Origin of the sequence: Sorangium sp. So ce375 (assembly GCF_051473855.1) — a bacterium.
In the GTDB taxonomy this organism is placed as follows: domain Bacteria; phylum Myxococcota_A; class Polyangia; order Polyangiales; family Polyangiaceae; genus Sorangium.
Map to the genome: position 1 here is coordinate 4258281 of NZ_CP150335.1, position 24754 is coordinate 4283034.

At 69.5% G+C, this 24754-nt stretch carries 23 protein-coding genes; 18 read left to right on the forward strand and 5 right to left on the reverse strand.

The genetic code is table 11. The features are described from left to right. The first annotated feature begins 81 nt into the window (after nt 1-81). Nucleotides 82-492 (forward strand): VOC family protein, encoded by a 411-nt coding sequence (locus WME90_RS15880; protein ID WP_437281962.1) that lies wholly within the window; start codon nt 82-84, stop codon nt 490-492. A 48-nt stretch (nt 493-540) separates the two neighbouring features. Here WME90_RS15880 and WME90_RS15885 read toward each other — a convergent pair whose 3' ends face one another. After that, nucleotides 541-729 (reverse strand): hypothetical protein, encoded by a 189-nt coding sequence (locus WME90_RS15885; RefSeq protein WP_437281963.1) that lies wholly within the window; start codon nt 727-729, stop codon nt 541-543. A 7-nt stretch (nt 730-736) separates the two neighbouring features. Here WME90_RS15885 and WME90_RS15890 point away from each other — a divergent pair, with 7 nt between their 5' ends. Next, nucleotides 737-922 (forward strand): hypothetical protein, encoded by a 186-nt coding sequence (locus tag WME90_RS15890; protein WP_437281964.1) that lies wholly within the window; start codon nt 737-739, stop codon nt 920-922. A 104-nt stretch (nt 923-1026) separates the two neighbouring features. Here the strand turns inward: WME90_RS15890 and WME90_RS15895 are convergent, their stop codons facing one another. Further along, nucleotides 1027-1617: a malonic semialdehyde reductase gene (locus WME90_RS15895; protein WP_437281965.1), complete on the reverse strand. Its 591-nt coding sequence runs from the start codon at nt 1615-1617 to the stop codon at nt 1027-1029. Between the two features lie 86 nt (nt 1618-1703). Between WME90_RS15895 and WME90_RS15900 the strand changes: the two genes are divergently transcribed. Continuing rightward, a complete protein-coding gene (locus WME90_RS15900) occupies nt 1704-2624 on the forward strand; it encodes a LysR family transcriptional regulator (protein WP_437281966.1) in 921 nt (306 codons plus the stop codon). A 376-nt stretch (nt 2625-3000) separates the two neighbouring features. Here the strand turns inward: WME90_RS15900 and WME90_RS15905 are convergent, their stop codons facing one another. Then, complete coding sequence (locus tag WME90_RS15905; RefSeq protein WP_437281967.1) at nt 3001-3567, reverse strand: hypothetical protein; 567 nt, start codon at nt 3565-3567, stop codon at nt 3001-3003. Between the two features lie 605 nt (nt 3568-4172). Here WME90_RS15905 and WME90_RS15910 point away from each other — a divergent pair. Together WME90_RS15910 and WME90_RS15915 are read left to right on the forward strand one after the other, a co-directional pair. Next, nucleotides 4173-5264 (forward strand): hypothetical protein, encoded by a 1092-nt coding sequence (locus WME90_RS15910; RefSeq protein ID WP_437281968.1) that lies wholly within the window; start codon nt 4173-4175, stop codon nt 5262-5264. Then, nucleotides 5261-7006: a B12-binding domain-containing radical SAM protein gene (locus WME90_RS15915; RefSeq protein WP_437281969.1), complete on the forward strand. Its 1746-nt coding sequence runs from the start codon at nt 5261-5263 to the stop codon at nt 7004-7006. Before WME90_RS15910 ends, WME90_RS15915 begins: the two co-directional genes overlap by 4 nt. A 122-nt stretch (nt 7007-7128) precedes the next feature. Here the strand turns inward: WME90_RS15915 and WME90_RS15920 are convergent, their stop codons facing one another. Continuing rightward, nucleotides 7129-7464, reverse strand: coding sequence for a hypothetical protein (locus tag WME90_RS15920; protein WP_437281970.1), 336 nt, complete (start codon nt 7462-7464; stop codon nt 7129-7131). A gap of 963 nt (nt 7465-8427) precedes the next feature. Here WME90_RS15920 and WME90_RS15925 point away from each other — a divergent pair. From WME90_RS15925 to WME90_RS15970, 10 genes are all read left to right on the forward strand, one after another. Further along, the gene (locus tag WME90_RS15925; RefSeq protein WP_437281971.1) at nt 8428-10338 is read left to right on the forward strand and encodes a glycoside hydrolase family 2 protein; all 1911 of its coding nucleotides are present in this window, start codon (nt 8428-8430) and stop codon (nt 10336-10338) included. A gap of 146 nt (nt 10339-10484) precedes the next feature. Beyond that, nucleotides 10485-10751 (forward strand): hypothetical protein, encoded by a 267-nt coding sequence (locus WME90_RS15930; protein WP_437281972.1) that lies wholly within the window; start codon nt 10485-10487, stop codon nt 10749-10751. A gap of 124 nt (nt 10752-10875) precedes the next feature. Further along, nucleotides 10876-12024: a glycosyltransferase family 1 protein gene (locus WME90_RS15935; protein ID WP_437281973.1), complete on the forward strand. Its 1149-nt coding sequence runs from the start codon at nt 10876-10878 to the stop codon at nt 12022-12024. Next, nucleotides 12017-13141 carry a UDP-galactopyranose mutase gene (gene glf, locus WME90_RS15940; RefSeq protein WP_437281974.1) on the forward strand — a complete coding sequence of 375 codons (1125 nt, stop codon included), beginning with the start codon at nt 12017-12019 and terminating at the stop codon, nt 13139-13141. Before WME90_RS15935 ends, glf begins: the two co-directional genes overlap by 8 nt. 2 nt (nt 13142-13143) lie before the next feature. After that, nucleotides 13144-15327 carry a sugar nucleotide-binding protein gene (locus WME90_RS15945; RefSeq protein WP_437281975.1) on the forward strand — a complete coding sequence of 728 codons (2184 nt, stop codon included), beginning with the start codon at nt 13144-13146 and terminating at the stop codon, nt 15325-15327. Between the two features lie 8 nt (nt 15328-15335). Beyond that, nucleotides 15336-16337 carry a UDP-glucose 4-epimerase GalE gene (gene galE / locus WME90_RS15950; protein WP_437281976.1) on the forward strand — a complete coding sequence of 334 codons (1002 nt, stop codon included), beginning with the start codon at nt 15336-15338 and terminating at the stop codon, nt 16335-16337. Nucleotides 16338-16386: 49 nt separating this feature from the next. Further along, the gene (locus WME90_RS15955; RefSeq protein ID WP_437281977.1) at nt 16387-17463 is read left to right on the forward strand and encodes an ABC transporter ATP-binding protein; all 1077 of its coding nucleotides are present in this window, start codon (nt 16387-16389) and stop codon (nt 17461-17463) included. Nucleotide 17464: 1 nt separating this feature from the next. After that, complete coding sequence (locus WME90_RS15960; RefSeq protein ID WP_437281978.1) at nt 17465-18787, forward strand: ABC transporter substrate-binding protein; 1323 nt, start codon at nt 17465-17467, stop codon at nt 18785-18787. Further along, nucleotides 18784-19674: a carbohydrate ABC transporter permease gene (locus WME90_RS15965; protein ID WP_437281979.1), complete on the forward strand. Its 891-nt coding sequence runs from the start codon at nt 18784-18786 to the stop codon at nt 19672-19674. Before WME90_RS15960 ends, WME90_RS15965 begins: the two co-directional genes overlap by 4 nt. Then, nucleotides 19667-20512: a carbohydrate ABC transporter permease gene (locus WME90_RS15970; RefSeq protein WP_437281980.1), complete on the forward strand. Its 846-nt coding sequence runs from the start codon at nt 19667-19669 to the stop codon at nt 20510-20512. The genes WME90_RS15965 and WME90_RS15970 overlap by 8 nt, the downstream gene beginning before the upstream one ends. 26 nt (nt 20513-20538) lie before the next feature. On the opposite strand, the gene WME90_RS15975 is transcribed toward WME90_RS15970, so the two are convergent. Then, nucleotides 20539-21255, reverse strand: a complete 717-nt coding sequence (locus WME90_RS15975; RefSeq protein ID WP_437281981.1) for a TetR/AcrR family transcriptional regulator — start codon at nt 21253-21255, stop codon at nt 20539-20541. A 63-nt stretch (nt 21256-21318) separates the two neighbouring features. Here WME90_RS15975 and WME90_RS15980 point away from each other — a divergent pair, with 63 nt between their 5' ends. Genes WME90_RS15980 through WME90_RS15990 form a run of 3 tightly spaced genes read left to right on the forward strand, consistent with a single transcriptional unit; the run spans nt 21319 to nt 24417 of the window. Next, a complete protein-coding gene (locus WME90_RS15980) occupies nt 21319-23025 on the forward strand; it encodes an FAD-dependent oxidoreductase (protein WP_437281982.1) in 1707 nt (568 codons plus the stop codon). 10 nt (nt 23026-23035) lie between these two features. Beyond that, nucleotides 23036-23227: a hypothetical protein gene (locus tag WME90_RS15985; protein WP_437281983.1), complete on the forward strand. Its 192-nt coding sequence runs from the start codon at nt 23036-23038 to the stop codon at nt 23225-23227. Then, nucleotides 23224-24417 carry a glycoside hydrolase family 16 protein gene (locus tag WME90_RS15990; RefSeq protein WP_437281984.1) on the forward strand — a complete coding sequence of 398 codons (1194 nt, stop codon included), beginning with the start codon at nt 23224-23226 and terminating at the stop codon, nt 24415-24417. The genes WME90_RS15985 and WME90_RS15990 overlap by 4 nt, the downstream gene beginning before the upstream one ends. Nucleotides 24418-24754 lie beyond the last annotated feature (337 nt).

Sequence of the window (24754 nt, forward strand, 5' to 3'; positions counted from 1 at the left end):
CCGGTCCGCGCCGAGCGCCCGCCGCACCGCCGCGAAGCGTCCTGGCTTGGGGACGACGTGCCCAGGAGCTAGAATGAGCGCATGTCCGATCTGCTCGTCAACATCGATGTGCCGGCGCTCGAGCCTGCCATTGCGTTCTACACGCGTGCGTTCGGCCTGCGCGTCGGGCGGCGCTTTGGCGCTTCCTTCGTCGAGCTGCTCGGCGCGGCGGCCCCGATTTACCTCCTGGTGAAGCCGGCCGGCAGCGCGCCAGCCGCCGGCGCGTCCCCGCGCGACTACCGGCGTCACTGGACGCCGGTCCACCTCGACTTCGTCGTCGATGATCTCGAGGCCGCCGCACGTCGCGCGCAGGAGGCTGGCGCCGTCCCCGAAGCCGAGTTCGAGGTGGCAGCGTGGGGGCGCATGCTCCGCCTGGCCGATCCCTTCGGCCACGGCGTCTGCCTCCTTCAGTTCACCGGCGGCGGCTACGACGAGATCGCCACGCCGGGCTGAGCGCGCGGAGGTCACGCGGGGCAGCTGTCCTCGGCGCCCTCGGCGAGATCACGTGTCCTCCCGCCCCGCGCCGGCGCGGGGCCCTGGGGTCTGCTTCCCGCGGAGGTAGCGCTCGAGCAGCTGCACGAGCTCCTCGGCCAGCGCGCCGGAGCGCACGTCGTCGGGCCGCCGCTCGACGATCGCCTGGTGCACCACCCGGTCGCCCGGGTGAACGCGCGGTACGGCGCCGCCGTGCACGCGCGCCGTGGTGCAGCCTGGGGAGCCAGCTGGCCCGCGCGCCGTCGTCGACACGGAGGGGCACGCGCGCGCCGGCTACGGCGTCGACGGCGATGCGCTCGTGCTGGTCCGTCCGGATGGCTATATCGGAAGGTTCGCGTCTCCGGGCACGGCCGAGGAGCTCGATGAGTACCTTCGCCTGCTGGCTGGGTGATCGCGTTTTGCTTTCGCGCGTTCGGCTTCCGCGTCGGGCCGAGCTTCCGGCGGGCTACGCGCCCATCTACACACTGACCAGCTCGCGCGCGAAAAAATCGAAGATCAAGCTGTTCTTACTGACGTGTCATAATTGAGCCGGGGGCCGCGCGGGTAGAGCCCTTCCGGTTTTCCATGGCCGATCATGCAGATAAAGTTCGACTTCAGCGAGGTGCCCTTGAAAAAGATCTCGTCGACGAGCGCATTGTCGAATCCCGAGAGAGGGCCGACGTCGAACCCGAGCGCTCGTGCGGCCAGCATGAGATAGGCCCCTTGCAGCGAGCTGTTCCGGAAAGCCGTCTCGTGGCTCATCTGGAGGTTTGACGTGAAGTACGGTTTGACATCAAACGCAGGCCACAGCTCATCGAGCCGTTCGTAGAACTTTTCGTCGTAGGCGATGATGATCGTCGCGGGGGCGCGTTTGACCTGAGGTCTGTTCGTCTCCATCAGAGCGGGGTAGAGCTTTTCCTTCGCTTCTTCCGAACGGATGTTGAGAAAACGGGCCGGCATCGAGTTTACCGATGTCGGTCCCCATTTGAACAATTCGTAAATTGTCTTGAGATCGTCCTCTGTCACGTCCTGGTTCGTCCAGTCGTGATACGAGCGCGCCTCGGTGAAGAGCTGCTTCAGGGCCTCAGGTGCCAAGACCTTCTTCATGTGTCATCTCCCGTTGGCTCCATTATCGTTGCGGCGAACGAAGTTGACTAGGCCGGTCAATCCGGATAGACTGTACGGATACGCGGATGATGAGCTTGGACCTGAATGCCGCGAGAATCTTCGTCGAAGTCGTCACCGCCGGCTCCTTCATCGAGGCCGCGAAGCGCTTGGAAATGCCCGCCTCCACGGTGAGCGACCGGATCGCCGCCCTGGAGAAGGCCTTGGGCGTGAGCTTGCTCACGCGGACGACGCGAAGCCTGCGCCTGACCGATGCGGGCGAAGCGTACTTCAACAAGAGCGCGCGTGCGGTCCGTCAGCTCGTCGACGCGTTCGATGAGACGTCCGGAGCGCAGGCGCAGCCGAGCGGAACGTTGCGCCTCGCCTGTCCCGCGGAGTTCGCCTCGCGGGAAATCGCCGAGGCCGTGGCCGAGTACCGAAGGAGATTTCCGCAGATGAACGTCGAAATCCTCTTCGCGAACGATCTCGTCCATTTTCATCGGGACCGCGTCGACATCGCGATCCGCGGGGGCCACCTGAAGGACTCGAGCCTCAAGGCGAAGAGGCTGGGCCTCGGCCGTATGATCCTGGCGGCGAGCCCGAGATACCTGCGGCAGTCCGCCCCGATCACCGGTCCGGCGGATCTGCGCGCGCACTCGTGCCTGGGTTTTCTCTCCTCGGACAAAGCCGGCTCCGAAACCGTCTGGAAGCTGCAGACGGCTTCGGGCCTGAAGGCCAAAGCCAAACCAAGAATCACCACGAGCACGAATTCGTTCGTAGCGATGGAAGAGCTGATGAAGGCCCACGAAGGAATCGGCTTCGTCCCCGAGAGCCTCATCCGGGAGACCATCAGCCGCGGGAAAGTCACCCAAGTCCTCACGGACTGGTCAAGCGGCCCTATTCCGGTCCACCTCGTATTCCCGGCGCATACAACGCAACTCCCCAAGATCCGAGAGATTATCCCCTTCCTGACGATGAAGATAAGCCCTCTTCTTTCGAGTGAACCGTAGGCTCGGAATACGGAGACGTTGGCCAGGTAGGCCTCGGGGTCCAGGCCGTGGAGCTCGCAGCTCGCAGCTCGCCACCAGCGAGAAGAGGTTGCCTGCGGCAGAGGCGTGGTCGTCGTCGACGAAGAAGAGCCAGGACTTCCTTGCAACAGCCGGGTAGGGGGAAAGGCGCGCCGGGAGCAGGAGTCGTCGATCGATTGGCCGCTCTGCCGCGGTGCGAAGCGCCGCCGGCAGCAGCGGCTTGTTGGGCCGCACGGATTTCAGCGCCGAGAAGTCCGCGCGGCCCGAGGGGGACGTTTTGAAGCAGCTGGTTCGGCTCCTGCGCACCCTGGCTGCCAAGTTGGTGGGGATCGCGCAAGCTGCCGCTGATTCTGGATATTTACTCGATCTGTACGCAGATCGCGTCACCGAGCTCGCGAGAGTCGCTCGCGCGGATGCCGCAACCGTACCCTGCACCGTCGATGGAGCCCCCTCCGCCGATCCTCGCGATCCCCCAGAGTCCGACGTGAGCGCATATCTCCTCCGAGTAGGCGGAGGCGGTGGCGAAGTCCACGTGCTCGAAGCCCTCTAGACACTGCTCTCCGCCTCTCACCACCGCAAAGGTGGTCCCGCCGATGTCAAAGAGCTCGTAGTTGGGTTTGCAGAGCGTGTAGTCCAGCTCGCGGGTATCGTTGGCATGCTGCTGGCAGTTGTTCCACGGGCCGTCGATCGAAGATCCGTCTGCGAGACGAAAGACCCCTGAATAGGGGAGCTCATCGCAGCGGGTGAGAAACGTCCAGAAGGCGTCGACCGCGGCCAACGGTGTGTATCCTGCGGGGCAAGTCTCTCCTTCGTATACTCCGAACTCAGCCGCCTGAGCTTGAGCGGGTGCGCTCAGCGAAATACCTCCGGCGACGAGGCCGAAGAACAGCGCGCGCATGGACGTCGTGTGATAGATGTGTTTCATTTGTTCGCCAATATTTCGTTATGGTAGGTTATGTTCCAGACCTGACGCGTGGTCGGGCGCAGGGGTTCATCGGTGCATCTCGGTCACGCCGTGAGATGCGCTGTGGGCTCCGCAGTGGAGAGCCCATTTGGATCACCGCGGCGGCTCATCGAGGCCAGGTTCCATCCGCCGTGATGCCCTCTGTACCGGCGGGCCACAAGATGGGCCCGCCGCAGCCCGAGGTCCGGAGACAGGCGCATCCGACCCGCCCCGCAACCGCGCAAGGATCACGTCCAGAGTATGCGGCAACACGGTGGGCGACGCCAGGCAGCGGGATGGAACGGCGGCGTTCGAGAAATGAAACAGTGCTATCTGGCGCGGGGCGGCGTAAGCCGACGACTCGACGGGGCACAGGCGATCCTGATAGACGGCCCGGCGAGGTGGCTTCGGCCTGCGTCGCCGACCGACTGCGCCGGAACGCACTCGAGCACTTCAATCGTACGATGGCCAATGCACTTTCACGACGGCGTTGGTCGGGCGTTTACGGGCCGCGGGCCGTTGCGCGCCACGCAGGAGCCAGCAATTTCTGACGCCATAGCGGGCACCGGCGGGCATATCCTTCGTGCATGCGCATCCTCCGCCTTTCCTGGTCGCGCACCTCCGGCGCGGTGCCCTTCCTCGTCGCCGCCTCCATCCTGCCCGCCGCGTGCGGCGGGCACGTCGAGACGACACCCACGGGGGGCGGCGGCAGCGGCAGCACCAGCATAGGAGGTACGGGCGGCACCGGGGGCACGGGCGGCACCGGGACCGGGGGCACGGGCGAATTCGCGACCGTGGGTACGGCCGGCTCCGGGCTCGGCGGATTCGGCGGCACGGGCGGCGCCGAGCTGTGCGGCGGATTCTTGAGCGAGACCACCTTCACGGTGGCGATGCCCGAGGCGGGCGTGCCCGCGGAGCCGGGCCAGATCTGCGCGGACAACCCGCCCTCGGTGGTGAGCAACACCGCCGCGCGCGTCACGCTCACAAAGTACTCGCAGGCGCTGAACCTCGCGATGGGCCTCGTCGCGATCGCGCAGGAGCTCCAGAGCACCGTCGTCGGCACGCCGACGATCGAGGTCGTCTCCGCGCAGGCGGACGCGCTGCTCGGCATGGTGGTGAGCGATGTCCAGCCGGTGCAGGGCGGCTTCTCGTTCCACGCCGAGTGGCCGCAAATGCTGGAGCTGCCGCCGGAGCAATGGGTCAGCATGACGGTGAAGACGACGTTCACGTCGCAGTGCGGGCCGAGCCCGAGCGACGTGCGCACGGTCGAGGCCCTCACGGTCGTCCATCTCTGCATCGACGATAACCAGCCAGGCGGCGCCGACCTCGCGTGGGTCAGCTCGGGCGACGAATGCAAGGTGTGCGAGATCATCGCGGAGATGGCGCCGAGCCCGATCGTGCCGGACAAGAGCGAGGACGAGCTCCCCCTCGCGCGCGCCCTGCGGCTGCGCGTTCGGCCGATCGTGAAGGTCGGCCAATCGGTGGTGCTGCTCGCGGAGAACGACGGCGGGCCCGGCGTCGACTACGCGTGGCGCGCGTCGGCGGGTGACCTGCAGCAGCTCGCGGCCGATGTCGTCGTGTGGACTCCGCCGAAGGGGGCGGGGCCGCACCTCGTGCAGGCGGCGGTGACCGGCGAGCACACGGCGGGCGTGGCGTCGTACATGCTGGAGGCGCCGTGAGCCGCGCGCTGCCCGTGCTGGGCTCCGGCGGCGCCGGGCGAGCCGTCGCGCCAGCGCAACGCTCGGCGGCGCGCTCCGGCGCCTCCGATCTCGCGGGACCCCGCGCGACACGGCGGATCAAGGCCGTCCTGGTCGGGCCGATCCAGCAGGAGAACCTGGCCCTGCAGTACCTCGCCGCCTCCGCGCGGCGCGCGGGCCACGAGGCCGAGGTCATCGCGTACAACGATCGCGCCGAGCTCGACGTCGCGGTGGAGCGCGCGCTCTCCGCGGCGCCCGACGTGATCGGCGTGGGCCTCGCGTTCCAGAACGCGATCGAGGACTACGTGGCGTTCCTGCGCGCGCTGCGCCCGCGGGGCTTTCGGGGGCACCTCACGTGCGGCGGCCACGTGCCGACGTTCTGTCATCACGAGCTGCTCCGCGACATCCCCGATCTCGACACCGCCGTGCGCCACGAGGGCGAGCAGACCTTCGTCGAGATGCTGGCTCTCCTCGCGGCCGGCGAGCCCGTGCGTGACGTCGCGGGCCTCGTGTGGCGCGAGGGCGACGCGATCGTCGAGGGCCCCGTGCGCCAGCCGGTCATGGACCTCGACGCGCTGCCGCCCGCCGCGAAGAGCGCCGAGCCGTACATGGTGGGCGGCACCGTTGTCGACTTCGTGATCACGGCGCGCGGCTGCATCGGCGAGTGCAATTACTGCAGCATCGCCGCCTTCACCTCCGAGATGGGCGTCGCGTTCCGCCTGCGCAAGCCGGATCCTGTGGCCGAGGAGATCGCCGCCGCGTACCACGAACGCGGGGCGCGCGTGGTGTTCGTGCAGGACGACCTGTTCGTGCTGCCGCGCGAGAAGAAGACGGTCGAGCGCTGCGCCGCCCTGCGCGCGGGGCTCGACGCGCGCGGCGTGGGCGACGTGGTGTTCTGGGTGAAGGGCCGCCCCGAGACGATCTCGCCCGGCACGTGCGCGGCGCTCCGCGACATGGGCGCGATCCACATGTTCCTGGGCGTCGAGAGCGCCTCCGCGGCGCGCCTCGGCTACCTGGGCCGCACGCACCTGCCCGAGCACAACAGGAGCGCCATCGAGATCTGCAGGGACCACGGTATCACCCCCTCGTTCAACTTCATGCTGTTCGATCCCGACTGCTCGATCGACGACATCGACGCGACGCTCGATCTCGCGGAGCAGCACCTCGATCTGCCCTGGAACGTGTGCCGCACCGAGGTGTACTCGGGCACGGCGCTGCGCTCGCGCCTGGCAGCCGAGGGGCGCCTCGAGGGCGACTACCGCAGCTACGGCTACCGCATGCGCGACCCGCGCGCCGAGGTGATGTTCCGCATCCTGCGCGTGTGCCTGCACGAGCGCGGCCTTGCCTGCGAGAGCCTGCTCAACCGCCTCATCAGCCTCTCGTTCGCGCGGCAGATCCACGAGCGCTTCTTCCCCGGTCCAGCGACCGACGCGTTCTCGGAGGCGGCGATGCGCGTGGGCGTCGAGGCGCGGCGCGACACATTGCAGGTGCTGCGCGACGTCCTCGCGTTCGTGCGCGAGGTGGACGTCCGCGACGCCGCCGCGGTGCGGACCTATGCCGTCGAACAGGCGCTGGCGATCCAGGTGCGCGACCTCGTCCTCCGCAAGCAGACGGAGGATCTATGGCAACGCTCGCACGTGCGCGGGCTCCGCCTGTGGGCCCAGCGCGGCGTCGTGCCGCCCGGCAAGGCACGCGCGGGTTACGGCGTGGCTGCAGGCTCGTGACTCAGCCGTCATGGACTCGGGTCAACCGCGGTTGACCGACGTCGCGCCGGGTTATCTGCTGTCCTGTCGTCATGAGCGATGGGAGACGCTCGTACACACAAGCCGCACCCGCGACCCGCGCGTCAGGGTGAGGCGCCGTCCTGACAGCGGCCCTCGGTGCACTCGATCGGGCCTGGCGCGACACACTCGTACGCGCAGTACCGCCCACCGCGCTCGTAGTCATCGATGAGCTCGCGCGCCTCCCCTTCCACATACGCTTTCTTGGCGCTGTTCACGGGCACGAAACACCCGAGCGGGCAGCCGGGCGACACATAGACGCACTCAGAGGTGTCGTTGCACGCGTTCGAGTCGGCGACGATCACGTCGAAATCCTCCCGGATTTCCTCCTCGCTCCGGGCACAGCTCGCGCAGGCGAGCCCGATGATGAAGAGCACTATCCCTTTCGCGCGCGTCGACATGCTTCACCTCCTGCAGGAGACCGCGAGTCCCGCGTCTCCGGGGAGCGTCCGCCGCGGTGCCTCGTTCGCATATACATCACCCCTCCCAGCCCGATCCTCGCCAGCACGAAAGCCGCATGCGGAGGCCCGCGCCCCGAGCGGCCTCCGTGGCCAGCGCCGCGCCGGCAGGCCTCGCCAGAGCGCCGAACTGGTTGGAAGTTGTCTGAATTCAACAAGTTGCGAGACACAACCGTTCTGCCGGGAAGCAAGCTCCAAAGGCAAGGAATGCGGGAAGGAGAGCAACCGCAAGGGCGCAAGGGGCGCAAGGGACCAGAGACGAGATATTTTCTTGCCTTCCCCTTGCGCCCCTCGCGCCCTTGCGGTTGCTCTTCCCTTCTGTTGATTTCCTCGCGGCGCCAGCGTGATCGGTGCTCGAGCCCTGCAGCGCGCACACCCGCCGCACGGCCGAGGGCCGCGGCGCGGGCGCATCCGTCAGGTCTGCAAGCGACGATCTCAGGATCGAAAGCTTCAGGAGCTCCCTGACGGGTAAGTCCTTGAAAAATTTACGAATAGGCGCTGGCCCGTGTCCTGCTAGATGAACAGGGCAGAGCGCCCGTGACGGCTTCCCCCCCCGCCGTCGAATGGGCGCTCTGTTTTTTTGTGCGCCGGCGCGGGAGGGCGCGAGGAGCGCCCGGCAGACGCCGGGCCGCTGCGGCGACGGATCAGCGGTGATGATGGCGATGGCGAGCCGTCCCCGCGCATGGAGTCGTACGCGCGGCAGGCTCCACTCGAGGTGATCACGGCTGGGCCCGCTCCGATAGCCGGAATACCCGGACTCATGGGGAGACAGCGATTGTCCGGTGATTCGTGCTTCGATGAAAGCTGCGCCTCCGCGCGGATCAAAACCCGCGCTGGCGGCATGGCGTGGCGCTGGAGGCGCTGTAAGGTCTGCCCCGCCGTACAGCAAAGGAAGCACCTCGAAGGATGAACCACCCGTCCGTCGCCGCCGAGCCATCCCCCGGAGCAGACCTCGCCATCGCCGGCGGGCGCGCGCATGGCTACCCGCGGCCGCAGCTCCGGCGCGCCGGCTGGGAATCGCTCAACGGTACTTGGAGCTTCGCGCTCGACCCCGAGGCGCGCTTCCGGCAGCCAGCCGACGTCGGCTGGGAGGGCTTCATCGAGGTACCCTTCGCGCCCGAGACCGCGCAGAGCGGCGTCGGCGCGCGCGGCCTCTTCCGCGCCGTCTGGTACCGGCGCACCGTCGCGGTGCCGGAGCTGCGCGGTGGAGAGCGGCTGATGCTGCACTTCGGAGCCGTCGACTACGACGCGACCGTCTGGGTCGCGGGGAGCCGCGCTGCGCATCATACCGGCGGCTACACCCCCTTCAGCGTCGATATCACCGATCTCGTCGGTTCGTCGCGCGCCGTCGAGATCGTCGTGCGCGCAGAGGACGATCCGCTCGATCTCGCCAAGCCGCGCGGCAAGCAGGATTGGCAGCTCGAACCGCACTCCATCTGGTACCCGCGCACGACCGGCATCTGGCAGACGGTGTGGATGGAGCGCGTGCCCGCGAGCTCGATCGTGGCGCTCCGCTGGCAGTCGAGCCTCGACCGGTGGGAGCTCGATTTCTACGCCCGGATCGGCGGCGAGCGCCGGGACGAGCTGCGCCTGCGCCTGCGCCTCACCGCGAACGGCGCGCTGCTCGCCGAGGACAGCTACGCCGTCGTGCTCGGCGAGGTCCACCGCCGGATCGCGCTCTCCGATCCGGGCATCGACGACTCGCGCAACCAGCTGCTCTGGAGCCCGGAGTCACCCACGCTCATCGACGCCGAGATCGAGCTCGTCACCCGCGACGGCGAGACGATCGATCGCGTCTACAGCTACACCGCGCTCCGATCCATCGCGGTGCAGGGCGACCGCGTGCTGCTCAACGGGCGGCCCATCACGCTCCGGATGGTGCTCGATCAGGGCTACTGGCCCGAGACCGGGATGACCTCGCCCGACGACGACGCGCTCCGGCGTGACATCGAGCTCACGCGCGCCATGGGGTTCAACGGCGCACGCAAGCACCAGAAAATCGAGGATCCGCGCTATCTCTACTGGGCCGATCGGCTGGGCTTGCTCGTGTGGGAGGAGATGCCGAGCGCTTACCGCTTCACGCCCCTCTCGATCGAGCGCCTGACGCGCGAGTGGACGGAGGCGATCGACCGCGATTTCAGCCATCCGTGCATCATCGCCTGGGTGCCCTTCAACGAGTCCTGGGGCGTGCCCAACCTGCCGGACAGCGCGCGCGAGCGACACGGGGTCAAAGCGCTCTATCACCTCACGAAGACGCTCGACCCGACGCGCCCGGTGATCGGCAACGACGGCTGGGAGGCCGTGGCCACCGACATCATCGGTATTCATGACTACGATCCCGATCCCGCCCGGATCGCCCAGCGCTACGACGGCGGCGAGTCTCGCCCGCGGCTCTTCCGGCGCGAGCGCCCGGGCGGCCGCGTGCTCGTGCTCGACGGCCACTCGCGCAGGCAGGAGCACCCGATCGTGCTCTCGGAGATGGGCGGTATCGCGCTCCGCCGCCCCGGCACGTGGGGATACACCTCCGCTGATAGCCCAGCGGCGCTGGAGCGGGCGTACGAGCGCCTCCTCGCCGTTGTGCGCGCGGCGCCGCTGCTCGCCGGCTTCTGCTACACGCAGCTCACCGATACCTATCAGGAAGCCAACGGGCTGCTCTACGCCGATCGGACGCCGAAGTTCCTGATCGACGCCATCGCCGCCGCCACGCGCGGCCGGGCCGCCGGGCAGGTGCACCCCGATCCGATGGAGATCGCCGAGCGCGTCGGCCCCCGCCAAGAAGGCATCATCGCGGTCGAGGTGATCGCCGGCGGGGAGTGAGGTTCGAACGGAGCCTCGTCAGACAGGCGAAGGGCGGCCGAGCTCCGCGGTGGGGTGGTGGACCCCGGGTGATCGAGCGGGCAATCCGAGCTTTCGTGATCTCCTCGGGCGCGATCCGGACGTCTCGGCGAGCGCTCCCGGCCGACGTGGCGAGGTTAGGAGCGCTGTTTGACGCGTCGCGCGCGTCGATGCGGGATGACTGCGAGGTCTCGGTGCCACCCGTCGATCTGCTGGTCGATCTCGCGCGCGCCGAGCCCGATATCGCCGGCGCGCGCCTCACGGGTGGAGGCTCCGGCGGCGCGGTGGTGATCCTCGCGAAGCGCGGATCCGGTCGCGCCGTCGCCGAGCGCGTCGCGCGGGCGTACGAAGCCCGATCCGGGTTCACCCCGAGGGGGCTCACCCCGATGGCGTGAGCGCTCGCGAGCTCTGCTATTCGTGACACGTACTCCCTGTCAGGTACGTTCCTTGTATTGGCCCTCCCGGGCGGCACGCTCGTGCACATCAGCCGCGCCGCGGCCGCCATCGAGGAGGACAAGCATGAGCCACAAACGGCGGCCGGACGTCGTCTGCTTCTCGCACCTGCGCTGGAGCTTCGTCTTCCAGCGCCCGCAGCACCTCCTCTCGCGCTGCGCGCGCACGCGACGCGTGTTCTTCTTCGAGGAGCCGGTGTGGAGCGACGGGCCGCCGCGGATCGAGGCCGCGCCCGTCGATCGCCACGGCGTGCGCGTCGTCACGCCGCACCTGCCGCCGGGCCTCGACGACGCGCGGATCCACGCGCTGGAGCGCGATCTCGTCGACGACATGCTCGATCGCTTCGGCATCGACGAACACGTGCTCTGGTACTACACGCCAATGGCGCTCCTGTTCTCGCGGCACCTCGCGGCCAGAGCGGTCGTGTACGACTGCATGGACGAGCTCTCCGCGTTCGCCGGCGCGCCGCCCGCGCTCAAGCACCACGAGGCCGAGCTGCTCCGCCGCGCCGACGTGGTCTTCACGGGAGGGCGCAGCCTCTACGAGTCCAAGAGCGCGCTTCACGCGAACGTGCACCTGCTCCCGAGCAGCGTCGACATCGCCCACTTCGCGGCGGCGCGCCGGCCGCTCGCGCCGCCCGACGATCAGGCCACGATTCCGGGCCCGCGGCTCGGCTACTTCGGCGTCATCGACGAGCGCATGGATCTCGATCTCATCGCCGGCGTGGCCGCCGCCCGGCCCGGGTGGCACCTCGTCTTCGTCGGTCCGGTCGTGAAGATCGATCCGGCGAGCCTGCCACGCGCGCCCAACATCCACTATCTCGGCAAGAAGAGCTACGAGGAGCTGCCCTCCTACCTCGCGGGCTGGGACGTTGCGCTCTTACCGTTCGCGCGCAACGAGGCCACGCGCTTCATCAGCCCCACCAAGACGCCGGAGTACCTCGCGGGCGGCAAGCCCGTCGTCTCCACGTCGATCCGCGATGTCGTCCGGCCCTACGGCGAGCTCGGCCTCGCGCGCATCGCCGACGCCGCGGGCGATTTCGTGGCCGCCGTCGAGGCGTACCTCGCCGAGGATCACGCCGCGCGCCTCTCGCGGGCCGACGCGCTGCTCGCACAGGGATCGTGGGACGCGACGTGGTCGAAGATCGAAAAGCTCCTCGACGGCGTGCTGATGGCGGGCCAGCGCCCGGCGGCGCGGCAGGGCGCCGATGTTTGACTATCTCATCGTCGGCGCCGGCTTCGCCGGCTGCGTGCTCGCCGAGCGGCTCGCGCGCGGCTCGGGCAAGAGGGTGGTGCTCTGCGATGTCCGCCCGCACATCGGCGGCAACGCCTATGATCACCACGACGCCGCCGGCGTCCTGGTGCACAGGTACGGCCCCCACGTCTTCCACACCAACTCGCGGGAGGTGTTCGAGTACCTCTCGCGCTTCACCGAGTGGCGCCCGTACCAGCACCGCGTGCGCGCCTGGGTGGACGGGCAGCTCGTCCCCATCCCCATCAACCTCGACACAATCAACCAGCTCTACGGCCTGCGCCTGAGCGCGCCCGAGGTGGAGGCGTTCCTCGCCTCCCGGGCCGAGCGACGCGAGCAGATCCGTACCAGCGAGGACGTGATCGTCAGCAAGGTCGGCGTCGAGCTCTATGAGAAGTTCTTCAAGCACTACACCCGGAAGCAGTGGGGACTCGACCCATCCGAGCTCGACGCCGCCGTGACCGCGCGCGTGCCGGTGCGGAGCAACCGCGACGATCGGTACTTCACCGACACCTACCAGGCCATGCCGCTCCACGGCTTCACGCGCATGTTCGAGCGGATGGTCGATCACCCGAACATCAAGATCCTGCTCAACGCCCCTTTTCGCGAGGTGCAGGGCGAGATCCCTCATCGCGAGGTGATCTTCACAGGCCCCGTCGACGCCTTCTTCGACTATCGCTTCGGAAAGCTGCCGTATCGATCCCTGGAGTTCCACTTCGAGACCAAGGATCAAGAGAGGTACCAGGACGCGCCGGTCATCAACTATCCGAACGAGAACCCCTATACCCGGGTCACCGAGTTCAAGTACCTCACGGGCCAGGTGCACCCGAAGACGACCATCGTCTACGAGATCCCGAAGGGCGAGGGCGATCCGTACTACCCCGTGCCGCGGCCGGAGAACGCGGCCCTCTACCGCAAGTACGAGGATCTCGCCAAGGAGACGCCCGGCGTCCACTTCGCCGGGCGGCTCGGGACCTATCGCTACTACAACATGGACCAGGTGGTGGCCCAGGCGCTCACCCTCTATGCGAGGCTAGCCGGCGTGCCGAATCGACTGCTCGCCTCGGCCAAGGCGGCTTGATCATGGCGGGAGAGGCGAGGGCGCCCCTCGAGATCTGGGGCGGCGTGGAGTGCACCGTCAACCGCGTCGGCGACGTGTATCACCACCAGCTCGACCGGAGCGGGCACGCGCGCCGCCTCGATGATCTCGATCGTTTTGCCGCGCTCGGGATCCACGCGCTGCGCACGCCCGTGCTCTGGGAGCGGACGGCCCCCGACCGGCCGGAGCGCCTGGACTTCGGCTGGGCCGACGCGCGGCTCGGGCGGCTCCGGACGCTCGATGTCCGGCCCATCATCGGGCTCGTCCACCACGGCAGCGGCCCGCGCTACACGAGCCTCGTCGATCCGGGCTTCCCGGAGGGGCTCGCCCGCTTCGCCCGCGCGGCGGCCGAGCGCTATCCGTGGGTCATCGACTGGACGCCGGTGAACGAGCCGCTCACGACGGCCCGCTTCTCGGGCCTCTACGGGCACTGGTACCCGCACGGCCGCGATCCGCGCACGTTCGTGCGCGCGCTGCTCACCGAGTGCCGCGCGATCGCGCTCGCCATGCGCGCCATCCGGGAGGTGATCCCCCGGGCGCGCCTGATCCAGACGGAGGATCTCGGCAAGACGACGAGCACGCCGCTGCTCGCCTACCAGGCCGAGCACGAGAATCACCGGCGCTGGCTCAGCTTCGATCTGCTCACGGGGCGCGTGGACGGCGATCACCCGCTGTTCCCGCTGCTCCTCGGGTGGGGCGCCTCGCCTGCCGAGCTCGCGTGGTTCGTCGAGGATCCTTGTCCGCCGGACATCCTCGGCGTCAACTACTACATCACGAGCGAGCGGTTCCTCGACGAGCGGCTGACCTCTTACCCCGCCTGGTCGCACGGCGGAAATGGCCAGCACGCTTATGCCGATGTCGAGGCCGTGCGCGCGGTCGCCGGAGGCATCGACGGGCACCGCGCGTGCCTCCAGGAGGTCTGGGATCGCTACCGCCGGCCCGTGGCGATAAGCGAGGTGCACCTCGGCGGGCCGCGCGAGGAGCAGCTTCGCTGGCTGGTCGAGGCGTTCCGCGCCGCAGAGGCGGCGCGCGCGGCGGGCGCGGACGTGCGCGCGGTCACCGCGTGGTCGCTGCTCGGCTGCTTCGACTGGAGCTGCCTCGTCATCGAGGAGCGCGGGCACTACGAGCCGGGCGTGTTCGATGTGCGCGGCCCCGAGCCGCGATCGACGGCGCTCGCGCGGCTTGTCTCCGCGCTCGCGCGCGGCGATCGCTTCGATCATCCCGTGCTCGCCTCGCCGGGCTGGTGGCGGCGCCCGGAGCGGCTGACCTACGGTCCGGACGCGGCCGTCGCGCCCGCGCCCGAGGCTGCGGCCGACGGCCCGCCCATCCTGATCACCGGCGCGAAGGGGACGCTCGGCCGCGCGTTCGCGCGCCTGTGCGCGCTGCGCGGCCTGCCCTGCCGCTCGATCGGGCGCGACGAGATGGATATCGCCGATCCCGCGTCGGTCGAGCGCACCCTCGATCGGCTCGCCCCGTGGGCCGTCATCAACGCGGCCGGGTTCGTAGGTGTCGACGAGGCCGAGCGCGAGCCGCACCGCTGCGAGCGCGAGAACGCGCTGGGGCCCGCCGTGCTCGCGATCGCGTGTCGCCGGCGCGACGCGCGGCTCGTCACCTTCTCGGCCGATCTGGTCTTCGACGGCGCGCAGCGCTCGCCGTACGTGGAGACCGATCCCGCGCGCCCGCTCAACGTCTACGGCCGCAGCAAGGCGACGGCGGAGTGGAACGTCCTCGCGATCCTCCCGGAGGCGCTGGTGGTGCGCACCGCCGCGTTCTTCGGTCCCTGGGACGAAGCGAGCTTCGTCGCCGCCGCGCTGCGCGCCCTCGGCGAGGGCCGGAGCTTCCACGCGGCCGACGACGTGATCGTCTCGCCGACCTACGTCCCGGATCTCGTGCACACGACCCTCGATCTGCTGATCGACGGCGAGCGCGGCATCTGGCACCTCGCCAACCGCGACGCCACGAGCTGGGCGGAGCTCGCCTCGCGCAGCGCGGCGCTCGCGCGCGTCTCCGCGACGCGGCTCGTGCGCTGCCCGAGCCGCGCGCTCGGCTTGGCCGCGCCGCGCCCGCGGTACAGCGCGCTCGGGAGCGGCCGCGGGCTCTTGTTGCCCTCGCTCGACGACGCGCTCGCGCGCTACGTCGCGGAGCGCGAGCCCCGGCCACGAAGTTAGGAGGTCTCATGCGCATCCTGGTCACCGGCGGAGCCGGCTACATCGGCAGCGTGATCACCGAAGAGCTCGTCGCGCGCGGTCACGACGTCGCGGTCTTCGACAACCTCGCCAAAGGGCATCGCGACGCGGTGGTCGAGGGCGCCGCGTTCCTCCAGGGGGACGTGCTCGACGGCGAGGCGCTCCGCGGCGCCTTCCGCACGTACGGGGTGGAGGCCGTCGTGCACATGGCCGCCGACTCGCTGGTGGGCGAATCTGTGGGCAACCCCGGCAAATACTACCGGAGCAACGTGGTCGGCGGGCTCACGCTGCTCGACGCCATGCGCGACGCCGGCGTGGGGCGGATCGTCTTCTCCTCGACGGCGGCGGTCTACGGAGAGCCGAACAAGCAGCCGATCGAGGAGGACGATCCGCTCGCACCCACGAACCCGTACGGCGAAACGAAGCTCGCGTTCGAGCGCGCCCTCGCCTGGTACGAGCGCGCGCACGGCCTCTCGCACGTGAGCCTGCGCTACTTCAACGCCGCCGGCGCGACAGATCGCTGCGGCGAGCGCCACGATCCCGAGACGCACCTCGTCCCGCTCGTGCTGCGCGCCGCGCTGGGCGAGGCCGGCGAGGTCGTGATCTTCGGCGACGACTACCCGACGAAGGACGGCACCTGCGTGCGCGACTACATCCACGTCCGCGATCTCGCCCACGCCCACGTGCTCGCGATCGAGGCCATCGGCGCCGGCCGCGCGAAGAGCCGCGTCTACAACCTCGGTTGCGGTGGGCGCGGCTACACCGTGCGCGAGGTCATCGACGCCGCGCGCGACGTCACCGGACGACCCATTCCCGCGCGCGTCGGCCCGCGGCGCGCCGGCGATCCGGCGGTGCTCGTGGCGAGCTCCACGCGCATCGAGCGCGAGCTCGGCTTCCGCCCCAGGCACCAGGATCTGGCCGAGATCATTGGCTCGGCGTTCGACTGGATGCTCGCCCGGCGACGCCGAGGCGGCGCTCGCCCGGCAGCTTGATCTCGCCCACGCCGCGGTTCAGGAGCAGCGGCGCCGAGGAGGCGGAAGCGTGGCCGCGATCGCGTTCGAGCATGTTACCAAGCGCTACCAAGGGGGCGCGCCCATCGTTGAGGACCTGTCGCTGCGCATCGAGGACGGCGAGCTCCTCGTGCTCGTCGGGCCTTCCGGGTGCGGCAAGTCGACCATGCTCCGGATGATCGCGGGCCTCGAGGACGTCGACGGCGGGACGCTCTCCATCGGCGGCCGCGTGGTCAACGACGTGCCCCCGAAGGAGCGCGGCATCGCCATGGTCTTCCAGAGCTACGCGCTCTACCCGCACATGACGTGCTTCGAGAACATGGCCTTCGCGCTCGCGCTCCGCCGCGTGCCGCGCGACGAGGTGAAGCGCCGCGTGGAGGCCACGGCGCGCGCGCTGGCGATCGATCACCTCCTCGATCGCAAGCCGCGGGCCCTCTCGGGTGGCCAGCAGCAGCGCGTCGCCATCGGTCGCGCCATCGTGCGCGAGCCGGGCGTGCTGCTCATGGACGAGCCGCTCTCGAACCTCGACGCCGCGCTGCGCAGCTCGATGCGCGCCGAGCTGCGCCGCCTGCACCGACGCCTCGGGACGACGCTCGTGTACGTGACCCACGATCAGACGGAGGCGCTCACCCTCGGGGAGCGGATCGCCGTCCTCCACGGAGGCGAGCTCCTCCAGCACGACAGCCCGCAGCAGCTCTACGACCGGCCGGCGAACGTCTTCGTCGCGACGTTCATCGGCGCGCCCCCGATGAACCTGATCCCCGCCGAGCTCCTCCTCGACGGCTCGACCTCGGTGCTCTCGGCGCCAAGCGTGCGGCTCGCGCTGCCGAGGACGCCGGAGCACCACGAGGGCCGGGTGATCGCCGGCGTCCGGCCCGAGCACCTCGGCCCCGCGCCCGCCGGCGCTCCGCTCGGCGTGACGGGCGACGTCGAGATCGTCGAATCGATGGGGTTCGAGTCGTACGTCCACCTGCGCGTCGGCGACGCCGTGATCGTGTCCCGCTGGCTGGATCGTGGCACGACGCCGGCCCTCGGCGCGCGCGTGACGCTCGCCGTCTCGCCGGAGCACGTCCACCTGTTCGATCCGCGCACCGAGGAGCGGGTCTGAGATGGCCCGTCGCGCGCTCTGGCTCGTGGTCTGGTGCGCGTCCATCTCGCCCGCCGGGTGCGCCTCGAAGGCCGATCCCCCCTCGCACGTCGCTCGCACCACCATCACCTTCGTCGGCTGGGGGATGCCGGAGGAGCGGGCCATCATGCGGTCGGCGCTCGCCGCGTTCGAGCGGATCCACCCGGAGATCCACGTCGAGTACACGCAGGTGCCCGGCGTCGGCTACGACTACCTCAACAAGCTCCGTCTGATGATCGTGGCGAGGCGCGCGCCCGACGTCTTCTATGTGCCCGACGGCGCGTTCGGCGAGATGGTCAGTCAGGGCGCCCTGCGGGACATCGACGCTCTCGCGCAGCAGAGTCGGACCCTCGACCTCGCCGACATCTGGCCGACCGCCCTGGCCCGCTATCGCTGGAATGGCCGCGTCCTCCACGAAGGCAGCCTCTACGCGCTGCCGAAGGACATCGGCCCCACGGTGCTCTACTACAACAAGGACGTGCTCCGCCGCCGCGGCGTCCCCGCGCCGGATCCCGAGGTGCCTATGACCTGGGACCAGGCCATCGCTGCCTTTCGCGCGCTCACCTACCGCGAAGGCTATGTCCAGCACTGGGGGATCACCGGATATCCCTATGAAGCCGCGGTGTGGTCAGCGGGCGGCGAGATCGTCGACGCGGAGCGGCGCCGGTGGCTCATGGCCTCCGACGTGTCGATGGACGCGGTGCAGTGGTGCGCGGATCTGGCCCTCCGCCATCACGTGGCGCCCAACCTCGCCCGCAGCGGCGGCGCCGGGCAGAGCGAGCTCTTCGAGGCCGGGCTCGTCGCCATGCACATCGACGGTCGCTGGATGGTCCCGCGATATCGCCGGATGCGCTTCGACTGGGACGTCGCGCCCGTGCCGGTGCCGAAGCCGGGCATGACGTCGGTGAGCTGGTCGGGCTCCGTGGGGCTCGCCATCAGCGCCGCGAGCCGGCACACCGCCGAGGCGTTCACGTTGATCGAGTACCTGGCCGGCCCCGAGGGACAGAGCGAGCTGGCCCGATCCGGGCTCCAAGTGCCCAATCAGCGATCGGTCGCCGCGACCGCCGCCTTCCTCCAGCCAGGGCAGCGGCCGGTCCACGCCGAGGTCTTCCTGCGCGCCGCCGAGACGAGCCGTCCGAGCCCCGAGACCGCGACGCCCAACGCCTTCTGGCACGAGGTCTTCTCGAGCTTCATCCCCGAGGTCTGGCGCGGCGAACGGCCCGCGCGCGCGCTGCTCCCGGCCCTCGCGCCGGTCATCGAGCAAACCTTGCGGGAGAACAACCCCGGGCCGGAGGCGGCGCGTTGAAGAAGCGGATCCCGCGGGCCCGCGCCGAGGCGCGCTGGGGTTGTGCGTTCGTGGCGATCCCCGTGCTCGGCTTCATCGTATTCGCGCTCGGGCCGATGCTGGCGTCGCTCTATCTGAGCTTCACCCGCTTCGAGGTGCTCACGCCGCCGCGCTGGGTCGGCCTCGATAACTACGCTCGCCTCTTCGCCCGGGATTTCTTCGTCTGGCGGACGCTCGCCAACACGGCCTTTTACCTCCTCGGCATCCCGGTCGGCATCGCCATCTCCCTCTTGCTCGCGCTCCTGTTGAACCAGAAGCTCAGGCTCGAGGGGTTCTTCCGCACCATCTATTTCGTCCCCTCCGTGTGCTCGATCGTGGCCGCGGCGCTGCTCTGGAAGTGGATCTACAGCGCCGATTACGGGCTCATCAACACGTACCTCCGCGCCCTCGGCGTCGCCGACCCGCCCGCGTGGCTCTCGAACCCGCACCTGGTCAAACCCGCGCTCGTCGTGATGGGGATCTGGAGCGGGCTCGGCTACAACATGGTCCTCTTCCTGGCCGCGCTCCAGGGCGTGCCGCGATCGCTCCTCGAGGCCGCGGAGCTCGACGGGGCGAACGCCTGGCAGCGCTTCCGGCACGTGACCCTGCCGGCCATCAGCCCGATGACGTTCTTCATCGCCGTCACCAGCGTCATCGGCGGGCTGCAGAGCTTCGATCAGGTGTACGTGATGACGCGCGGCGGCCCGGAGTTCCGCTCGGCGACGTTCATGCTCTACCTCTACCTCAGCGGCTTTCAGCACTTCCAGATGGGTTATGCGTCGGCGATGGCCTGGGTGCTCGGCGTGCTCGTGATGATCGTGACCGTGCTCCAGTTCCGCCTCGCCCGGCGCTGGGTGCACGATGAGTAGCGGCCGGAGGTCCAAGGAGCGCCGCGCGCTCCGGCTCCTCTCCTATGCGGTCCTCGCGCTGGTCGCCGTCTTCGTGCTCGCGCCCTTCGCGTTCATGATCAGCACCAGCGTGAAGCCGGCGGACGAGATCTACGCCGTCCCGATCCGCTGGATCCCGTCCCGCCCGACGCTCGCCAACTACCGGCAAGCCTTCGCCGAGATCGACATCCTCCGCGGCACCTGGAACACTCTCCTCATCGCCGTCCCTTCCACCCTCGGCGGCCTCCTCACCGCCTCGTTCGCCGGCTACGCCTTTGCGAAGCTCCGTTTTCCGGGGCGTGACGCGATCTTCGCCGCGCTCCTGTCGACGATGATGCTGCCGAGCGTGGTCACGTTGATCCCGCAGTTCGTGGGCTTCGCCTGGATCGGCTGGATCGACACCTACTATCCGCTCATCGTGCCGGGCGCGACGGGCAGCGCGATCGCGATCTTCCTGATGCGGCAGTACTTCGCGAGCATCCCGGACGAGCTCATCGAGGCCGCGACGCTGGACGGCGCGAACCCTCTCCAGACGTTCACGCGGGTGGTCTTCCCCCTCGCCGGGCCGGCCGTCGCGACGCTCGCGGTCCTCGGGCTCAAGGCCGCCTGGAACGACTACTTCGGGCCGCTCATCTACATCAGCTCTCCGCAGAAGATGAACATCCAGCAGATGATCGCCGGCACCCAGAACGCCTACGGCGGCGAGCCGGCCGTGCTCATGGCGGGCGCGTCCCTCGCGATGCTGCCGCTCGTGGTGCTCTTCCTGTTCGCGCAGCGGTATTTCGTCGAGGGGCTCGCGCGGACCGGGCTCAAGCGCTGAGCCATCGCCGGCGCAAGCGCGCCGGCTCACGCTTCCTGCGCGCCGAAGGTGCCCACGCCGTCGCGGAGCAGCGCGAAGCCGCGCTTGGCGATGCGGCCGAGCGCGGCGCGGATCTTCTTGTCGGGCTCGCCGCGGAGCAGCCGCGCGCGGTGCTCTTGGATGATCGTCCACTCGAGCGCCGTGATGAGCGCCGCGATGATCTGGGGAGCGGGGTCGTCGCCGCGCGCGCCCCCCGCCTCGCGCAGCGCGCCCGCGAGGAGCTCCTCGCTGCGATCGAAGAGCGCGCGCTCGCGCGCCTTGAGCGCAGGGCTCGCCTCGATCGTGGCGAGGAACGGCAGGACCCTCGCGCCCTCGTAGGCCGACATCGCCCCCTTTTCGCGCAGGCCCCGCTCGAGCGCGGCGAGCACGGGCTCGCCCGGGCGGCGCGCTCGGACCATGCGCGCGGGCTCTCCTCCGACCTCCTCGCCGCGATCGAAGAAGAGATCCTCCTTCGTCGCGAAGTAGTTGAAGATCGTGTTCACCGATACGCCCGCGGCCTCCGCGACCTCGGCGACGGTCACGCGATCGAAGCCGCGCTCGATGAAGAGGCGCGTCGCCACGTCCGAGATCGCGAGCCGCGTCGCCTGCTTCTTCCGCTCGCGCAGGCCGGCCGGCGGCGGGGGCGCCTCCGGCTCGGCGCGCGTCCGCGCCGGGGCGCGCTTGGTCGCCGTGATTTTGCGGTCTCTCGAAGATTGTACTGACATAAAAATTGAACTCACTCCAATTTTGTGTCTATTCCTAGTATGTACCGGCCGGAGGCGAGGCTCATGACGCAAATGACGCAAATCGACGGTGACGAGGTGGAGCGGGTGAAGGTGCTCATCGTGGGCGGCGGCGTCGTCGGCCTGTCCGCGTCGCTCTTCCTCGCGCAGCACGGCGTCCCGTCCATGCTCGTCGAGCGCCACTCCGGGACGAGCATCCACCCCCGCGCGCGCGGCGTGAGCGGGCGGACGATGGAGCTCCTCCGCGAGCTCGGACTCGAGGCCGCGGTGCGAAAGGCCGGAGAGGTGATCGCGCCGAGCATGGGGGTCTACAAGGGGCGGACGCTCTCCGAGGTGATGGCGGCGCGCCGCTCGAACGGGCTCCTCATCCGCTGGCTCCGCGCGCGGATGATGCGCGGCGAGGGATCGGCCAAGAGCCCGACCTCGCCCTGCCGCGTCACGCAGGACCACCTGGAGCCCGTGCTCCTCGAGGCGGCCAGGGCGCGCGGCGTCGACGCGCGCTTCTCGACGGAGCTCGTCGAGCTCACGCAGGACGCCGAGGGCGTGACGGCGACCCTCCTGGATCGAGCGAGCGGGGCGCGGCGGCGAGCTCGCGCCGACTACGTGATCGCGGCCGACGGCGCGCGGAGCCCGGTGCGGACCTCCCTCGGCGTCGGCCAGAGCGGCCGCGGCGTCCTCACGCACCAGCTCAACCTCTATTTTCGCGCCGATCTCACCGAGCTCGTCCGCGGGCGTGAGTTCAGCATGTGCCTCGTCGAAGACGGCGATCTCCGTGGGCTCTTTGCGTCGGTCAACAACGCCGACCTCTGGGTCCTCCACATCCCGTTTGATCCCGACAAGGGCGAGCGCGCCGAAGCCTTCGGGCGCGAGCGCTGCGCGGAGATCATCCGCCGCGCCACGGGCATCCCGGATCTCGCGGTGGAGCTCAAGGGCGTGATGCCCTGGCAGTCCGCCGTCCGCGTCGCAGACGGGTTCCGCCACGGGCGCGTCTTCCTCGCCGGGGACGCGGCCCACGTGATGCCGCCGTGGGGCGGCTTCGGCGCGAACACGGGCATTCAGGACGCGCACAACCTCGCGTGGAAGCTCGCGGCCGTGCTCGCGGGGCGCGCGGGCGAAGGGCTGCTCGACACGTATGACGTCGAGCGGCGGCCTGTAGCGCGCGCCGTCGCCGACATCGCGGGGGACATGAACGACGAGCGCGGGCTCATGACCGGAAGGTCCGGGCTCGCGATGCTCTGGACCATGCGGCGCGCCTTCCCGTACTTCGTGGTCGGGTACGGCTACGCCTCGGAGGCTGTGATCCTCGAGCCGGGCGCGCCTCCCGGCCCGGGCGCGACGGAGCTCCGGGGGCGCCCGGGCACGCGCGCGCCGCACGTGTGGCTCTCGCGGCAGGACGCGCGCATCTCGACGCTCGATCTCTTCGGGCGCGGCTTCGTGCTGCTGGCGGCCGAGCGCGGCGACGCGTGGTGCGAGGCGGCGCGCAAGCTCGCGCGCCGGACGGGGATCCCGCTCTCCGCGCACCGCGCCGGCGGCGACGTGGAGGATCCGAGCGGCGCGCTCCGCGGCGCGTACGGGATAGGGCGCGACGGCGCCGCCCTCGTTCGGCCTGACGGCTTCATCGCCTTCCGCGCGCGAACGGCGAGCGCGGCGCCGGAGGACGTCCTCGCCGACGCGCTCGCGCGAATCCTCGTCGCGCCTCCTCTGCGGGCCGCAGGCTGTGGAGTGAACGCGGCCCCCTCGATGCACAGATAAGTTGGTCGTCGTGGCGCGCGGGCTCCTCTCGAGCCCCGACGTTTTGATCCTCGACGAGCCGATCTGCGGGGCCGACGTCGGCGCCAGGTGCGAGATCTATGCGATCATCGCGGACCTCGCGGAGCGGGGGTGGAGCATCATCATGGTCTCCTCGGAGCCGCCCGCGATGGGACGCTCGTCCCGGAAGGAACGGTCTCGATGAAAACGGATCGCGAAGGTCAGAGGATCGCTGCTTTGAACGAGGCGCCGCGCGGCGCGCGCTTCATCCACACCGCGGGGGCGGTGCTCCTCGCGGTGCACGCGCTGGTGGGTTGCTCGAGCGAGCTCGACGCCCCTGCCGGCGATGGCGGCGGCGGCGCTGGCGGAGGGAGCGGCGGTGAGGGCGTCGGCGGCGAGGGCGGCAGCGGCAAGGGCGTCGGCGGCAGCGGCGAGGGCGGCAGCGGCAAGGGCGGCGAGGGCGGCAGCGGCGAGGGCGGGAGCGGCAAGGGCGGCGAGGGCGTCGGCGGCGAGGGCGGCAGCGGCGAGGGCGTCGGCGGCAGCGGCGAGGGCGGGGGCGCTGGCGGCGAGGGCGGCGGCGTCACGGTGTCGGCCGAGTTCTTCGACGATTTCAGCTACACCGGCATCGCCGACGACGGTCTCAAGAGCCGGTGGTGGGTACGGACGACCGACGGAGCGCCGGGGGTCGCCGGCGCACAATGGCTCTCGTCCAATGTGTCGTTCATCGAAGATCCCGATCTCGCCTCGAACAGGCTGCTGCGGCTCGAAGCGACGTCGCGCGGATCGGGCGCGAGCACCTCGCACGCGGAGATCCAGTCCAACGACGACAGGTTCCGCCTCGGGACCTACTCCGCCAGGGTGAGATTCCGCGACACGCCCCTGACCGGGACCCGGCACCTCGGCGACAAGCTGGTCGAGACGTTCTTCACGATCAGCCCATGGATCAACGATCCCGAGACCGATCCCAACTACTCGGAGCAGGATTTCGAGTACATGCCCAACGGCGGGTGGGGGCAGGGCGATACCAGCACGCTGTGGCTGACCTCGTGGGAGACGGCCACGCTCGAGAATACGCAGTCGAACCAGGTGGCGAGGGACCAGTCGGGCTGGAAGAGGCTCCTCCTCCAGGTCGACGCGTCCGGTATCCGTTACTACATCGACGGCGCGCTGCTCTGCACGCACGACGCCGCCTACGTCCCCGAGACGGACCAGCACCTCGACTTCAACCTATGGTTCGACGAGCTCGCCGCCGGACAGACCGCCCCGCGGACGTACGCCGAGGACGTCGACTGGGTTTACTTCGCGAAGGACGTCCTCCTGTCGCAGGCCGAGGTCGACGCGCAAGTGACCGGTTTCCGAGCGTCCTCGATCGCCCTCGTGGACACCTTGCCCTAAAACGCCGAACAGGTTGAAAGTCGTCTAATTTTAATGGCTTGCAAAACCCAACGATCTGCTGGGACCAAGCTCCAAGGCAAGGGAATGCGGGAAAGAATAACCGCAAGGGCGCAAGGGACGCAAGAGATGAGAGATGAGAGATGAGAGATGAGAGATGAGAGATGAGAGATGAGAGATGAGAGATGAGATGGCTTCCTCTCTTCCCTTGCGCCCCTCGCGCCCTTGCGGTTTCTTCTCTTCTGCTGATTTTTCGAGATTCTAATGTGATCGATGTTCTGGCACCGCCGCTCAGGGCCTGGGATGAGCGAGCGTGTCGAGCGCCTGGAGAGGCGATATC